Genomic DNA, 13,366 nt, shown 5'->3' on the forward strand with positions numbered 1-13,366 from the left:
TCAGGCCGTGTGGGGGCTGGGCGGGGTCTCGGCGGTGACCGGCGGGCCATCCGCCGCGCCGCCGCCCTCGCCCCGCAGGTCGCCGCCGCCCGGCCCGTCCGCCGCCTCCGAGGTGCGACCGCGTGGAAAGCGGCCGGAGACGCCACGCGAGACCGTGTAGCGCTGGGCGAGCGCCAGCACGAGGTCGGCGGCGACCGCGAGCAGCGCGACCAGCACCGCCCCCGCGTTGCGCTCGGCGTAGTTCTGGCTGGCCTGGCCGTCGTAGACGAACCGGCCGAGTCCGCCGAGGCCCAGATAGGCGGCGACCGTGGCGGTCGCGATGACCTGGAGCGTCGCACTGCGCAGGCCGGAGAAGACGAGCGGCAGCGCGTTGGGCAGTTCGACCCGGCGCACCACCTGGCTGCCGCGCATGCCCATCGCGGCCGCGGCGTCCCGCACGTCCGGCGCCACGTTCTCGACGCCGGAGACCGTCCCGGCCAGGATCGGCGGGATCGCCAGCAGCACCAGCACGATCTCCGTCGGCAGCAGGTAGACGGTGTCGCCCTTCCCGTGGATGTGTGGCGCGAGCATCACGTACAGCAGGATCAGCAGGCCGACGACGGGCAGCGCGCGCATCGCGTTGGCGACGGTGACCAGCCACCGCCCGCGGCCGGTGTGCCCGATGAGCAGGCCGACGGGCAGCGCCAGCGCGACGGCGATCACCAGCGCGATGATCGAGTACTGCAGGTGCGCGCGGAGCTGGTCGAGGATGCCGCCGGGTGCCGTCCAGTTGCCGGGGTCGTTGAGCCACTGGATCACGAGCCGCTCACCGCCCGGCGCCAGGGGGTGGCGAGCCAGGTGGCGCCGACCACGAACAGGTCGAACGCCAGCGCCAGCAGCACGCACAGCACGATGCCGAGGGTGATCGGCGGGTAGTACGGACTGCCGACGGAGAGCTGGAAGCCGGTGGTGAAGAGCTGCCCGAGGTTGGGGACACCGATGGTCCCGGCGACCGCCACCAGACTCACGTTGGCCACGACCGCGACCCGGACGCCGGCCGCGATCACCGGCACCGCGAGCGGCAGCTCCACCTTGAGCAGCCGTTGACGTCGGGTCAGCCCCATCGCCGTCGCGGCCTGCGCGACGTCCGCCGACACCGCACCCAGCCCGTCGGCCACGACGCGGACCAGCAGGGCGACGGTGTAGACGGTGAGGGCGACCGCCACGTTGATCGGGTCGAGGATCTGGGTGCCGATGATGGACGGGATGGAGACGAACAGGGCGATCGAGGGGATGGTGTACAGCAGCCCTGCCGCGGTGACCAGCGGCGGGTAGGCCCACCGGTAGCGGTGCGCCAGCCAGCCCAGCGGCAGCGCGACCAGCAGGCCCACGACCACCGGGACCGCGGAGAGCCAGGCGTGGTAGCCCAGCCAGTTCAGTACCTCGTCCTGGTGCTGGCGGAAGTAGTCGAACATGCCGAACGGGGAGGAGTCGACGGCGAGCAGACGCATCACGACTCCCCACCCTGGGTCGAACGCTCGCCGGCCGCGCGTTGCTGTTCGATCCGGGCCAGGACCTCGGACGCGGTCACCGTGCCGAGCAGGCGGCCCGAGTCGTCGACGATCACGCCCCGGCCGCTGGGGGAGGAGAGCGCGGCGTCGAGTGCCTCGCGCAGTGTGGCGTTCTCCGAGGCGAGCGTGCCGCCCAGGTTGAGCTGCGCCTCCGTGACCGGCTCGGCGGGGGTGGACGGCGGCGGGTCCGCGTCGGCCTCGGCGCGCAGCCAGCCCTGGGGGCGCTGCGCCGCGTCCGTCACCAGCACCCAGCCGCCCTCGGCGGCGTCGCGTGCCTCGCCCGACGCGGCGCCGAGGGCGATCACCTGCTCCTGACGGACCGGCAGCCGGCCGGCCCCGGCGAAGCCGAGCGCCCGGTAGCCGCGGTCGCGTCCGACGAAGCCGGCGACGAAGGTGTCGGCGGGCTCCGAGAGCAGCTCGGCGGGCGGCGCCAGCTGCGCCAGCCTGCCCCCCACCTGCAGCACCGCGACCTGGTCGCCGAGCTTGATGGCCTCGTCGATGTCGTGGGTGACGAAGACGATCGTCTTGCCGAGCTCGCCCTGCAGGTTCAGGAACTCGTTCTGCAGCTGCGCCCGCACCACCGGGTCGACGGCGCTGAACGGCTCGTCCATCAGCATCACCGGCGGGTCCGCCGCGAGCGCGCGGGCGACACCGACGCGCTGCTGCTGTCCGCCGGAGAGCTGGGCCGGGTAGCGCTTGGCGAAGTGCGGCGGCAGCCCGACCCGCTCCATCAGTTCCAACGCCCGGCGCCGCGCCCGTTTCCTGTCGTGGCCGAGCAGCTCGGGCACGGTGGTGATGTTGTCCAGGACGGTCCGGTGCGGGAAGAGCCCGGCATGCTGGATGACATAGCCGATGCCGCGGCGCAGCTGGTGGGTGGGGACGGTGGCGGTGTCGCGGTCGTCCAGCCAGATGCGGCCGTCGGTCGGCTCGATCATCCGGTTGATCATGCGCAGGCTGGTGGTCTTGCCGCAGCCCGACGGCCCGACCAGGACGGTGATCGCGCCGGACGGGGCGACCAGGTCGAGTCGGTCGACGGCGACGGTGCCGTCGGGGTACTTCTTACTGACGGACTCGAACCGGATCACGAGGCCGCGACCCCCCTTTCGGCCGGAGACAGGTGCGGACACCATCGAACTGTCCGCGACGGCGCGGGGGCGGGCGACGCGCTCGAAGGCGTAGGCCGAACGGGTGAAGCAAAGGGCCGAAAATCGAGTGAGCGTGGCGTTCGGTGTGCGGCAGGACGACGCCGCGTGGATCCACCCCACCTGCCAGGTCGCCTTCTCCGTCGCCGCGAACCCCTCCCTCCCCGGCTCCGTGATGCGCGCCCGCCTGGGGTGAGGCGGCGGCCGGCCGGGGCGCTGTCAGTGGGGACGTGTTCAATGCCGTCATGACCGTTCACGACCTGGTGACCGCCCTCCCCGAACCCGACGTCCTGCGTGCGCGCTGTCAGGCGCTCGCGCTCCTCGACGTCGTGATCGACGGCTACGCCGAGACGTACGACTTCGTCCCGGAGTGGGGCGGCTCCGGCGTGCAGGTGGCCACGATGGACAACGGCTCGGGGGATCTGTTCCGCATAGCCTTCGATCCGGCCGGGGTCTTCCTCTACGGCTTCGACCACGAGTGCGCCGCCACTCCGTGGCGCGACTGGCCACGCGCCCACTGGCCGGGCCTGCTCGACGGTCTGCCGGCCTCGCTGGCCCACTATCCCGCCGAGCCGGCGTTCCGCTTCGAGGACTTCTTCGACGCGACGGTCTGCGTGTGGCGTGAGGCGGGAGCACCCGCATGGCAGTGCGGGCCGGTGACGTTCGAGCCGGGTGAGACCGACGGCGCCGACTGGCTCTTCGAGCTGCTCGTCGACGGCGGCACGGATGCCGCCTGCTCGTACGTCGAGGACTACTACGAGCGCCCGGCCGACAGAGCCGCGGTTTCCGCGCTGCTGGCGCGAGCGCCGCTGACCCGGGCGACGGTCGGCGCGCTCAACCCGGAGGCGGACTTCGAGGCCGTGGCGGCGCGGGCGCGTGCGCTCGGGTACGAGACGGTGAACTGACGGGTACGGGGCGCGGCGGTAGATTTCGCGGGTGGAAACCGAGCGAGTGCGGACGCTGCCGCGTGGACATCACCACCTGAGCCGGGAGGAGGTCGGCGCGGCGCAGCGGGCGCGGCTGTTGGCGGCGATGGTGGCCGTGGTGGCCGAGCAGGGGTACGGCGTGGCGACGGTCGGTGCCGTGCTCAAGCGGGCGCGGATCTCCCGGCAGACGTTCTACGAGCACTTCGCCAACAAGGAGGAGTGCTTTCTCGCGGCGTTCGACCATTCCGCCGACCTGTTCATCGCGCGCATCGAGGCTGCGTTCGGTGCGGTGGACGATCCGGTGCTGGTGCGGCTGGAGCGCGTCATGGACGCCTACCTCGGTGTGCTGGAGGCGTCTCCCGCCTCGGCGCGGGTGTTCCTGATCGAGGTCTACGGCGCGGGCTACGGCGCGGTGGAGCGGCGGATGGCGCGTCAGGAGCGGTTCGCGATGCTCGTGGCGGACGCCATCGAGGCGGGTGGCCAGTGGCGGTCCGGCCTGGAGCCGCGCTTCATCGGGCGCACGATCCTCGGCGCGGTGAGCGCCCTGGTGACGGCCCGGATCGAGGCCGACGACATCGCCGGCCTGACCGACCTGCGCCCCTCGATCTCGGAGTTCGTCCGAGCCCTGCTGGAGCCCTGACCGTGCATCTGGGCATCTCCGGTTTCGAACCGGTCTACGAGGTGGGACTCGACGCGGTCCGGCGAGCGCACGGCTCACGCCTGGCCGCCCTCGTCGGGCGCCGACTGACGGGCTTCGCCGTGGTCCGCTTCGTGGAGGACGGGGACTGGTACGCCGACTGCCCCGTGGTGCTCGACTTCGACGGCGTCCGGGTGGAGATCTGCCACTCCCAGCTCGACCTGCTCTCGATCGGCTGGGACACGATCGACGTCGCAGCCGGCCTCGTCGGGTGGGAGTGGTTCGAGCTCACGCCCGAGTGGTCCCGCTGCGACGCTCGCCTCGAGCCTTTCGTCGGGCGGGAATTGCGTGAGACGACGCTGCTCGACTGGCGCCCGGCCGATCGTCGTGACCTGGCTGCCGGGACGGTGGCGGTGGAGTTCGCCTTCGGCGACGAGGAAGGCGACGGCTTCAGAATCCTCAACGGCCTGGACGAGAACCGCATCGAGACCGGGGTCGCCCCGCCGGAGTACGTGCGTCACCCGCTCACACGCTGACCTCCGGTCGGCGACGGGCGAGGTGGGCGGTGATGTCGGCGGCGATCTCGACGGTCGCGGGCAGGGCCCGGGTGATGGCGGCGAAGGCCTGGTGGCGGGTCGGTTCCGGCAGTTGGAGGTAGGCCGAGACCGTCGAGAGGTAACCGACGTAGTCGGCCGCGCTCATCGTCAGCCGCCGCTCGATGACGGACTGCCGCACGTCGGTGAACAGGTCGGAGTGCTGCAGCTCGGTGCCCGGCCACTGCATCTCCGCCTCGGGGGCGGTGCCGTCGGGGGAGGGGATGTCGTCGCTCTCCAGGTAGGGCGCCCGGGCTGCACGGACCGACTCCTCGACCGCCGGGTCGGCGAGTTGGACCGGGCCGCCGAAGCAGGCGACCACCCCGTCGGGTTCCAGGAGGGCGGCCACCCGGGCCCAGCGCTCCTCCGGGCGGGTCCAGTGCAGGGACGCCGCCGCGTAGACCACGTCGTAGGTGCGGCCGGGCTGCAGGTCCTCGAACGCGGCCTGCACGGTCCTCACGTGCGCGGGCACCGCCTTGCTCAGCTCGGCGAGCATCGCGGCGTCGGGATCCGTCGCCGTGACCTCGACGCCGTGCGCGGCGAAGAGGCGGGTGGCCTTGCCGGTCCCCGCGCCGATCTCCAGGGCGGTGCGGACGCGGCGGCCCGCGAAGGTCAGCACCAGCTCGACGAGCTCGTCGGGGTAGCCGGGCCGGAACTCCTCGTAGGCGTGGGCGATCGCGCCGAAGCTCAGGGCTCTTGTCGAAGCGGACATGCCGATCATCCTGGCACGACGCGGAAGTTGTACAGTCCGTCGCGAGCGAGCCGTACCGAGGAGCCCCGATGATCCTGCCCGACGCCACCGCTGCCGTGACCGCGCGCACCACCGTCGGCACCGCCTCCGGCCTGCACGCGCGCCCTGCCTCGGTGTTCGTGCAGGCCGTGGTGCGCCACCCGCACGCGGTCCGGATCGCCCGGCCGGGCGAGGAGCCGGTGGACGGCCGCAGTCTGCTCGCGGTCATGTCACTGGCGGCCACGTACGGCGAGGAGCTCGAACTGACCGTCGAGGAGGACCCGGCCGACGCCGAGCGGGCCCGGGCCGTCCTCGACGAGCTCGCGGCGCTGATGCGACAGGACCTCGAGGCCGCCGCTGCCGGATGAGCCGGAGGAGTCAGACCAGCGGCTGGTTCGGCACCAGCAGGTGGGAGAGGTCCTTGGCGATGTTGTTGCCTGGGTTCTGCACGCTCTGGTCGGTCTTGGGCGAGTAGGTGACGGACACGGCGATCGACAGGTCCTCGGAGGGCAGGTAGGCCATGACCGCCGCGTAGCCGGAGAAGGAGGGGTTCTGCACGACCCAGCCGTTCACCACCAGGACGGAGACGCCGTAGTGCACCTGTTCGGTCTGCGGCAGGCAGACCCCCGGCGGGCACTTCTTGGTCGGCGTGCCCAGCCCGATCGTGCCGGGGTCGAGCAGCGTCTTGTAGCTCTTGCGGCTGATGGTCCGCCCGGACCCGATGCCGGCGCCCGCGCGGGCGAGATCGCAGATGTTCTGGGTGATGACGGCGCCCGGCGCCGTCGTCCAAGACGGGTTCCAGAACGTCGACTCCTCGTACTTCCCGCGCTCGGAGGTGAAAGCGTGCAGCACGGGAGTGGGGATGTCGGGGGTGTAGCTGTTCGAGGTCGCGTGCAGCCCCAGCGGACGGTAGATGCGCTGCTCCAGCAGGCGGTCGAGCCGGGTGTGGGTGATCCGCTCCAGCGCCGCGCCGAGCAGCACGAAGTTGCCGTGCGAGTAGCTGAAGTTGGTGCCGGGCTTGTAGAGCAGGTCGTGCAGATGGGCGTAGGCGAGGACGTCCTTCGCCGTCCAATGCCTGAACGGGTGGGCCTCCAGCTCGTTCACGAACGCCGGGTTGGTCACGTAGTCGTGGTAGCCGGAGGTGGTGTCGGCCAGCTCCCGCAGCGTGATCTCCTTCGCGTGCGGGATCTCGGGCAGCCAGCGCGAGATGCGGTCGTCCAGGCTCACCCGCTTCTCGTCGACGAGCTGCAGCAGGATCGTGCCCATGAAGGCGATGCCCACCGACCCGACTCGGAACTGCATGTCGGGTCGGGCGGGCACCCCGGTCATCGACGGCCCCACCGCGCCCGTCCACACGTCGCGACCGTGCTGGGTGACCCGGCCGACGACGGCCCGCAGCTTCAGCTCGCGCCGGTCCCGCTCGATCACGTCGAGGATCGCCTTCGCCCTGCCGCCGGTGGGGGTCGGCGAGGCGGCACAGTCGTGACCGTGCGACATCGAGGCCGTCGCGACGGTCGCGGACGCGGCGGTGCCGGCCAGCGCCGGAGCGGAGGAGAGCAGCAGGGTGGCGGCGCAGAGCAGTGCGGTTCGCTTGTGAGTCATGGATCACCATGTCCACACCAGGGTCCCGATCTCCGGCAGGACACCCCGGCATGCACTCCGACGGCGCACACCGCAGGGGCTCGCACCGGACCCGCCCGCGCGGCATGATGTGGCCCGAGCACCGATCCTTCCGTCCTCCGTCCTCCGTCCCCGGCAAGGGGGAAGCATGTCCCGGCAGAGCCTCCGACCACAGGTGTGGACACCGCCGCCGCGCGGTGGCCGGGCACGGGTGTGGAAGCGGTACCGCTCACTTCCCGAGCTGACGCTCGTTCCGCTCTCCGGGCTCGGCCCGGAGGACGTCGTGGTGGACGGGGCCGGACGGGTCCTGTGCGGTGTCGCCGACGGACGCCTGCTGCGACTCAGCCCCGACGGCCGCGAGGCCGTCACCCTCGCCGACATCGCTCCGGGCCGCCCCGCCGGGCTGGAGGTGCTGCCCGACGGGCGCGTCCTGGTCTGCGACGCCCGCCTCGGGCGGCTGCTGCGCGTCGACCCCGACACCGGCGCCGTCGAGACCCTCGCCTCGAGCGCGGGCGGCGAGCCGCTGCGCCTGGTCAGCAACGTCGTCGCCACCGCCGACGGGACGGTGTACTTCACCGAGTCCAGTCGCCGGTTCACCATCGACGACTGGCGGGCCGACATCCTCGAGCACTCCGGCACCGGCCGGTTGCTGCGCCTGCGCGCCGAGGACGAGGGCGGCGAGCCCGAGGTCCTGTTGGACGGGCTGCAGTTCGCCAACGGTCTCGCCGTCGGCCCGGACGGCTCCTATCTGGCGATCGCCGAGACCGGCAGTTACCGCGTCATCCGCTACCTGCTCACCGGGGAGCGCGCCGGAACCAGCGAGCCCTTCGTCGACCTGCCGGGCTTCCCCGACAACCTCGGCGCCGGCACGCACGGCCTGCTGTGGATCGCGATGGTCGCGCCCCGCGACCCCCTTCTGGACCGCCTGCACCGCAGCCACCCGCTCGCGCGTCAGGCCCTGTGGCGCGTCCCGCAGGGGCTCCTGCCCGGGCCCAAGCCCACTGTCTGGGTGATGGCCGTCGACACCGCCGGCCGCGTCGTCCATGACCTGCAGGGCCCGAGCGCGGCCTTCCGCGCGGTCACCGGAGTCGCCGAGCACGACGGCCGGCTCTGGCTCGGCACCCTCACCGAACCCGCCCTCGCCTCCCTCGACCTGGCCGCCGTCCGGATCTGACCGGCCGCGCGGTAGCGGCGGCGCGGCGGACCACCCGTCAGGGTGAGCCCACGCGCGTTGCCGCGCGCGGGGCCGGGGGCGGCGTGAGACCGTCGTGGGGTGACCGACGCCGTTGTCGATGTGACGGAACGCGCGGACGAGGGCCTCACCCCCGCCGAGCTCGCGGCCAAGTACGGCCTGACCCTGAGCGGTCGCCGCCCCCCGCTGTCCCAGTACACCGCGCAGCTGTGGGCCCGTCGTCACTTCATGCTGGCCTTCGCCACCGCCCGCCTGACGGCGAACTACAGCTCCGCCCGCCTCGGCCAGATCTGGCAGGTGATGACGCCGCTGCTGAACGCGGCCGTCTACTACCTGGTCTTCGGCCTGCTGCTGCAGCAGAACCGGGGTATCCCCAACTACATCGCCTACCTCTGCACCGGCATCTTCACCTTCCAGTTCACCCAGTCCGCGGTGCTGGCGGGGACCCGCTCGATCTCCGGCAACCTCGGCCTGATCCGCGCACTGCACTTCCCGCGCGCGTGCCTGCCGGTCTCCATGACGATCCTCCAGCTGCAGGAGCTGCTGGTGTCGATGTCGGTGCTGGGGGCGATCATCCTGCTGACCGGCGAGCCGTTGACGGCCAAGTGGCTGCTCATCATCCCGTCGCTGTTCCTGCAGACGGTCTTCAACGCGGGACTGGCGATGCTGCTGGCGCGCTGGGGCTCCAAGACGACGGACCTCGCCCAGCTGATGCCGTTCATCATCCGCACCTGGATGTACATGTCCGGGGTCTTCTGGAGCGTCCAGTCCCTCAGCGCGCACATCCCCGCGTCGATCCGGACCCTTCTCTACCTCAACCCGGCGCTGATCTTCAACGAGCTGATGCGCTACGCCCTGATGGCCTCGGTCCCGGCGAGCAGCCTGAGCCCCCACATCTGGGCGACCGCCCTGGGCTGGGCGGTGGTCGCCGGTGGCTTCGGGTACGTGCACTTCTGGCGGGCCGAGGAGCAGTACGGCCGCGGCTGATCGCTCCCCTCCGGTATCGTGCACGCGTGCGAACCGAGGGAGTGCGCGACGCGCTGCGGGCGACGGCGGCGATCTTCGCTTTCGTGGTCCAGGCAGTTGCCCTGTTCGCGATCACGAGCGCCGTGGTGGAGGCGTCGAACGTCTCCCCCGGCGACTGCGGCTACGACGGCACCTGCACCGAGAACGGCGTCTTCGAGGCGGTGATCCGGGTCGAACTCGCGGTGCCCGCTGCGGAGCTCGCGCTCGGCCTGTTCTGGTGGGCGCTTCCGCTGTGGCGGCGCCGACTGGCGCCGGGGGTCGACGAGTGGTGGGACCTCGTGGCGGTGCGGCTGCCCCGGATCTTCATCGCGACCGGCCTGTTCTCCCTGCTCGTCCTCGCCGTCTCGCTGCTGCGCTGAGCCCGCCGAAAGCTCGCCGACTACTCCTGCTCCCGGGCGCCGTAGCGGTGGGCGAGGTTGGGGTCGTCGAGCCACCAGGGGCGCATCATCTCCGGGTCGTCGTCCGTCGCCGTCGCCGTCGCGGTCGCGACGGAGCCGGGAGTGGCCACGGTGGCCTTGGCGGCGGCGGCCTCCTCCCGCTGGCGGGCGATCTGGGCGTCGATCGCGGCGTCGACCTCCGCGGTCTCCGCGCGGCCCTTGACCATCCAGCGGCGGACCAGCGCGGCGATGAAGGGCAGGCCCGCCATGTCGCCGAGAGCCCACAGGGTGCAGCCGCCCCAGACCTGGTCCTCGCGGATCGTCGGGCCCCAGGGACGGCCCAGTGCGGTGTAGTAGTGCTCGGCGATCGTCGTGTGTCCGTAGACGATGAGGATGCCCAGGCCGGCGTCGAAGATGACCTCGGCCATGGTGATGAACAAGCCGACCATCTGCGGGTACTCGTGAGCGACCGGGTCGACCTGCAGACGGGGCCAGAAGTAGGCGAGGCCCAGCGCCACCAGCACGACGTGCAGGCCGATGTTCCAGCTCTGGTCGGTCAGCGTGTGCTCGTACCAGGGGGTGAAGTAGAGCAGCCACGGCGGCAGCATCAGCAGGGCCGTCGAGATCGCCGGGAACATCAGGATCTTCGACGGCCAGCTGCGCAGCACCCGCATCAGGCGTGCGCGGCCGCGCTCGCTGACCGACTCCGCGACCAGCGAGACCGGCGCGCCCATGCCCAGCAGCAGCGGCACGATCATCAGCAGGGTGACGACCTGCGCCGCCCGGTCCGTGAACAGGATCCGCTCGTAGACGCCGACACCGGACATGGTGACCCACGCCCACAGGGCCAGGCCGCCGAACCAGGCGGCGCTGCGCCCGGGGGACCAGCTGCCGCCCTTGCCGCGCACGCGGACCAGCCCCAGCGCGTAGAGCGCGCCGAGCACCACGCAGAGCGCGAGGACGACCGGTTCGAGCTGCCAGCTCGTGAACAGGTCCGACCACTGCCAGGCCGGCGGGCCGCTGTACCCCGCCGCGAGCGTCGTTCCCGTCATGGTCCTCGCCTGCCTCAGTACCGTGCGTCCGCCTACGTAGCGCAGACCATCATGACGGACGGGGGACGAAGCGGACGCACCGACCCCCCGATGCGGTGGAGCTACGGCTCGCTGTCGGTGGCGGGCGGTAGGTTGGGGCGCATGACGGTTCGCATCGCCACCTGGAACATCAACTCCGTGAACGCCCGGCTCGAGAAGCTGTTGGAGTGGCTCCGCTCCGCGCAGCCGGACGTGCTGTGCCTGCAGGAGCTGAAGTCCACCACGGACGCCTTCCCCTTCGAGGCCGTCCGCGAGCTCGGGTACGAGACCGCCGCGCACGGCACGGGCCGGTGGAACGGCGTGGCGATCCTCTCCAGGATCGGCATCGAGGACGTGGTGCGGGATCTGCCGGGCCAGCCCGGCTACCTCGACCCGGCCGCCGCCGCGGAGGCGACGCTCGTCCCGGCCGAGCCGGAGCTCGAACCCCGCGCCGTCGCGGCGACGTGCGGTCCGGTCCGGGTCTGGTCGGTCTACGTACCCAACGGGCGCGAGGTCGACCACGCCCACTACGCCTACAAGCTGAAGTGGCTCTCCACCCTGCGCGACGCGGTGGTCGCGGACGCGGCGGGGGAGCGACCCTTCGCCGTGCTCGGCGATTTCAACATCGCGCCGACGGACGCGGACGTGTGGGACGTGTCGAAGTTCGAGGGCGCCACGCACGTGACGCCCGCCGAGCGGGCCACACTGGCGGATCTGCAGGCGGTGGGCCTGGCGGACGTGTTCCCGCGCCCGCTCAAGTACGACCACCCCTACACCTACTGGGACTACCGCGGGCTGAGCTTCCCGAAGAACTACGGGATAAGGATCGACCTGGTCTACGGCAACAAGCCGTTCACCGAGGCCGTCTCCGACTCCTACGTGGACCGCGAGGCCCGCAAGGGCAAGGGCACGTCCGACCACGCCCCGGTCGTGGTGGACCTCGCGCTCTGAGACCCGCTCACGGCCCCCGTCGCCAGCAGGTACTGGCCGACGAGGTAGGTGAGCATGATCCAGAAGTCGGCGGCGGGCAGCTGCGGCCAGTGGGCGAGTCCCGTGGCGATCAGCGAGTCCGAGAGCAGGAACAGCGCGCCGCCGACCCCGGTCACCGAGTTCGTTGCTGCCGAGGTGGCGGCGGTGCCGGCCAGCAGCAGGCTGTAGCAGGCGACGGGGATGCGCAGGCCGGCGGGCAGGTCCGGCCAGAGCAGGGTGATCAACGCCGCCCAGACGAGGGCGTAGCCGCCGAGCGCGAGCCCGGCCCGGCGGGTGAGCGGCCGCAGGGCGCCCGCGCGGGTGAAGAGCGTGATGTAGCAGACGTGCGCGGCGGCGAAGCCGCCCATGCCGACGAGGAACCAGGCGCCGCCGAAGAGCAGCGCGGTGTCACCGACACAGGAGGCGATCAGCGCGCCGAGCAGCAGCCGCGGCGCGCGCCGCGGCAGCACGGCGAACGCGAGCGTGGGCATCAGCAGCGGCTTGAGCACGTCCTGGGCCAGGTGCAGGCCGAGCAGGGTGAGGACGAGGTAGACCGCCGAGAGCGCCAGGTAGCCGAGCAGGCGTCGGTCGGCGGTAGGGGTGGGGCTGCTGCTCACGCGGTGGCCTCGGCCTTCGGGGTGGTGACGGGTGTGGCGGTGACTGCTTCGACGGCGACTGCTTCGACGCTCGTGGCGGAGGCGGGCGCCCAGCCCGGCCCCCGGAGAAGGTAGCCGAACCGCTCACGCCAGCCGTGCGCGGAGGCCAGGTCACGGCCGATCGAGGCGTACTCGTGGGTGGCGACCCGGAGCGGGTTGTAGGTGGTGATGTTCTTCGTCAGCCCGTAGACCGGCCGCTCCGTCTCGGCGGTGAAGGTGCGGAAGAGCCGGTCCCAGACGATGAGGATGCCGCCGAAGTTGCGGTCCAGGTAGCCGCCCTGCGAGGCGTGGTGGACGCGGTGGTGCGAGGGCGTGTTGAACACGGCCTCCACTGGTCGCCCGAGCCGGTCGATCCGTTCGGTGTGGATCCAGAACTGGTAGACCAGGCTGATCGAGCCGCAGAAGGCGACGGCGGCGGGGGAGATGCCCAGCAGCACCATCGGCAGGTAGAACACGCCGAAGCTGAGGTCCGTCCACGGCTGCCGCAGGGCTGTGGAGAGGTTGTAGTGCCGGCTGGAGTGGTGCACCACGTGCTGCGCCCACAGCAGCCGCACCCGGTGGTTGCTCCGGTGCGACCAGTAGTAGCAGAAGTCCTGGAGCAGCAGCATCAGCGGCACCGTCGTCCAGTGCACGCCGATCCGCAGCGGGGTGAGCGCGTAGACGGCGTTGTAGAGGAGGACGGTCGGGATCTTCCAGAGCAGGTTGGTGAAGAGGCTGCCGAGCCCCATGCCGAGGCTGGTCGCGGTGTCCTTGCCGGCGTAGCCGACCTCCTCCTCGTCCGGATGGACCAGGAAGGAGATCAGCTCGACGACCGTGAGCAGGATGAACGCGGGGATCGACCAGAGCACGGGGTCGGGCAGCTTCGGCATGGCCCGCAG

General features: G+C 71.7%; 16 protein-coding genes. 8 read left to right on the plus strand and 8 right to left on the minus strand.

The genetic code is table 11. From position 1 onward, the window contains the following. The 3 genes from BMY61_RS27730 to BMY61_RS27740 are packed head-to-tail and all read right to left on the minus strand — an operon-like array spanning position 1 to position 2,635. Positions 1-798, minus strand: a complete 798-nt coding sequence (locus BMY61_RS27730) for an ABC transporter permease (RefSeq protein ID WP_063773310.1) — start codon at positions 796-798, stop codon at positions 1-3. Then, complete coding sequence (locus BMY61_RS27735) at positions 795-1,490, minus strand: ABC transporter permease (RefSeq protein WP_218162003.1); 696 nt, start codon at positions 1,488-1,490, stop codon at positions 795-797. Before BMY61_RS27735 ends, BMY61_RS27730 begins: the two co-directional genes overlap by 4 nt. Further along, a complete protein-coding gene (locus BMY61_RS27740) occupies positions 1,490-2,635 on the minus strand; it encodes an ABC transporter ATP-binding protein (RefSeq protein WP_042451506.1) in 1,146 nt (381 codons plus the stop codon). Before BMY61_RS27740 ends, BMY61_RS27735 begins: the two co-directional genes overlap by 1 nt. 302 nt (positions 2,636-2,937) lie before the next feature. Here BMY61_RS27740 and BMY61_RS27745 point away from each other — a divergent pair, with 302 nt between their 5' ends. Genes BMY61_RS27745 through BMY61_RS27755 form a run of 3 tightly spaced genes read left to right on the plus strand, consistent with a single transcriptional unit; the run spans position 2,938 to position 4,791 of the window. Further along, a complete protein-coding gene (locus BMY61_RS27745; RefSeq protein ID WP_042451625.1) occupies positions 2,938-3,597 on the plus strand; it encodes a hypothetical protein in 660 nt (219 codons plus the stop codon). 31 nt (positions 3,598-3,628) lie between these two features. Then, a complete protein-coding gene (locus tag BMY61_RS27750; RefSeq protein WP_042451504.1) occupies positions 3,629-4,258 on the plus strand; it encodes a TetR/AcrR family transcriptional regulator in 630 nt (209 codons plus the stop codon). Positions 4,259-4,260: 2 nt separating this feature from the next. Further along, entirely contained in the window at positions 4,261-4,791 is a 531-nt protein-coding gene (locus BMY61_RS27755; protein WP_042451503.1) for a hypothetical protein, read from the plus strand. Here the strand turns inward: BMY61_RS27755 and BMY61_RS27760 are convergent. Then, a complete protein-coding gene (locus BMY61_RS27760; RefSeq protein ID WP_236656163.1) occupies positions 4,781-5,560 on the minus strand; it encodes a class I SAM-dependent methyltransferase in 780 nt (259 codons plus the stop codon). The two genes, BMY61_RS27755 and BMY61_RS27760, sit on opposite strands and share 11 nt — an antisense overlap. A gap of 68 nt (positions 5,561-5,628) precedes the next feature. On the opposite strand from BMY61_RS27760, the gene BMY61_RS27765 reads away from it, so the two are divergent. Beyond that, positions 5,629-5,946 (plus strand): HPr family phosphocarrier protein, encoded by a 318-nt coding sequence (locus tag BMY61_RS27765; RefSeq protein ID WP_201777601.1) that lies wholly within the window; start codon positions 5,629-5,631, stop codon positions 5,944-5,946. A 10-nt stretch (positions 5,947-5,956) separates the two neighbouring features. On the opposite strand, the gene BMY61_RS27770 is transcribed toward BMY61_RS27765, so the two are convergent. Next, positions 5,957-7,180: a serine hydrolase domain-containing protein gene (locus BMY61_RS27770; RefSeq protein ID WP_042451499.1), complete on the minus strand. Its 1,224-nt coding sequence runs from the start codon at positions 7,178-7,180 to the stop codon at positions 5,957-5,959. Between the two features lie 166 nt (positions 7,181-7,346). On the opposite strand from BMY61_RS27770, the gene BMY61_RS27775 reads away from it, so the two are divergent. From BMY61_RS27775 to BMY61_RS27785, 3 genes are all read left to right on the plus strand, one after another. Further along, a complete protein-coding gene (locus BMY61_RS27775) occupies positions 7,347-8,372 on the plus strand; it encodes an SMP-30/gluconolactonase/LRE family protein (RefSeq protein ID WP_082015222.1) in 1,026 nt (341 codons plus the stop codon). 99 nt (positions 8,373-8,471) lie between these two features. Continuing rightward, on the plus strand, positions 8,472-9,377 hold the full coding sequence (locus BMY61_RS27780) for an ABC transporter permease (RefSeq protein ID WP_042451495.1): 906 nt from the start codon (positions 8,472-8,474) through the stop codon (positions 9,375-9,377). A 26-nt stretch (positions 9,378-9,403) separates the two neighbouring features. Continuing rightward, complete coding sequence (locus BMY61_RS27785) at positions 9,404-9,775, plus strand: hypothetical protein (RefSeq protein WP_143094543.1); 372 nt, start codon at positions 9,404-9,406, stop codon at positions 9,773-9,775. 20 nt (positions 9,776-9,795) lie between these two features. Here BMY61_RS27785 and BMY61_RS27790 read toward each other — a convergent pair whose 3' ends face one another. Then, on the minus strand, positions 9,796-10,845 hold the full coding sequence (locus tag BMY61_RS27790; RefSeq protein ID WP_052438957.1) for a cytochrome c oxidase assembly protein: 1,050 nt from the start codon (positions 10,843-10,845) through the stop codon (positions 9,796-9,798). A 141-nt stretch (positions 10,846-10,986) separates the two neighbouring features. Between BMY61_RS27790 and BMY61_RS27795 the strand changes: the two genes are divergently transcribed. Then, positions 10,987-11,814 carry an exodeoxyribonuclease III gene (locus BMY61_RS27795; protein WP_042451491.1) on the plus strand — a complete coding sequence of 276 codons (828 nt, stop codon included), beginning with the start codon at positions 10,987-10,989 and terminating at the stop codon, positions 11,812-11,814. Here the strand turns inward: BMY61_RS27795 and BMY61_RS27800 are convergent. Then, positions 11,739-12,449 carry a lysoplasmalogenase gene (locus tag BMY61_RS27800; RefSeq protein WP_042451489.1) on the minus strand — a complete coding sequence of 237 codons (711 nt, stop codon included), beginning with the start codon at positions 12,447-12,449 and terminating at the stop codon, positions 11,739-11,741. The genes BMY61_RS27795 and BMY61_RS27800 overlap by 76 nt on opposite strands. Beyond that, positions 12,446-13,357, minus strand: a complete 912-nt coding sequence (locus tag BMY61_RS27805) for a sterol desaturase family protein (RefSeq protein ID WP_042451487.1) — start codon at positions 13,355-13,357, stop codon at positions 12,446-12,448. The genes BMY61_RS27800 and BMY61_RS27805 overlap by 4 nt, the downstream gene beginning before the upstream one ends. Between the last annotated feature and the right edge of the window lie 9 nt (positions 13,358-13,366).

This window comes from Streptacidiphilus jiangxiensis, assembly GCF_900109465.1.
GTDB lineage: Bacteria > Actinomycetota > Actinomycetes > Streptomycetales > Streptomycetaceae > Streptacidiphilus > Streptacidiphilus jiangxiensis.

Coding starts and splice junctions, on each gene's coding strand:
- BMY61_RS27770 (WP_042451499.1), bottom strand. CDS start 7,180: ATGACTCACAAGCGAACCGCACTGCTCTGCGCCGCCACCCTGCTGCTC.
- BMY61_RS27765 (WP_201777601.1), top strand. CDS start 5,629: ATGATCCTGCCCGACGCCACCGCTGCCGTGACCGCGCGCACCACCGTC.
- BMY61_RS27735 (WP_218162003.1), bottom strand. CDS start 1,490: ATGCGTCTGCTCGCCGTCGACTCCTCCCCGTTCGGCATGTTCGACTAC.
- BMY61_RS27790 (WP_052438957.1), bottom strand. CDS start 10,845: ATGACGGGAACGACGCTCGCGGCGGGGTACAGCGGCCCGCCGGCCTGG.
- BMY61_RS27795 (WP_042451491.1), top strand. CDS start 10,987: ATGACGGTTCGCATCGCCACCTGGAACATCAACTCCGTGAACGCCCGG.
- BMY61_RS27760 (WP_236656163.1), bottom strand. CDS start 5,560: ATGTCCGCTTCGACAAGAGCCCTGAGCTTCGGCGCGATCGCCCACGCC.
- BMY61_RS27805 (WP_042451487.1), bottom strand. CDS start 13,357: ATGCCGAAGCTGCCCGACCCCGTGCTCTGGTCGATCCCCGCGTTCATC.
- BMY61_RS27745 (WP_042451625.1), top strand. CDS start 2,938: ATGACCGTTCACGACCTGGTGACCGCCCTCCCCGAACCCGACGTCCTG.
- BMY61_RS27775 (WP_082015222.1), top strand. CDS start 7,347: ATGTCCCGGCAGAGCCTCCGACCACAGGTGTGGACACCGCCGCCGCGC.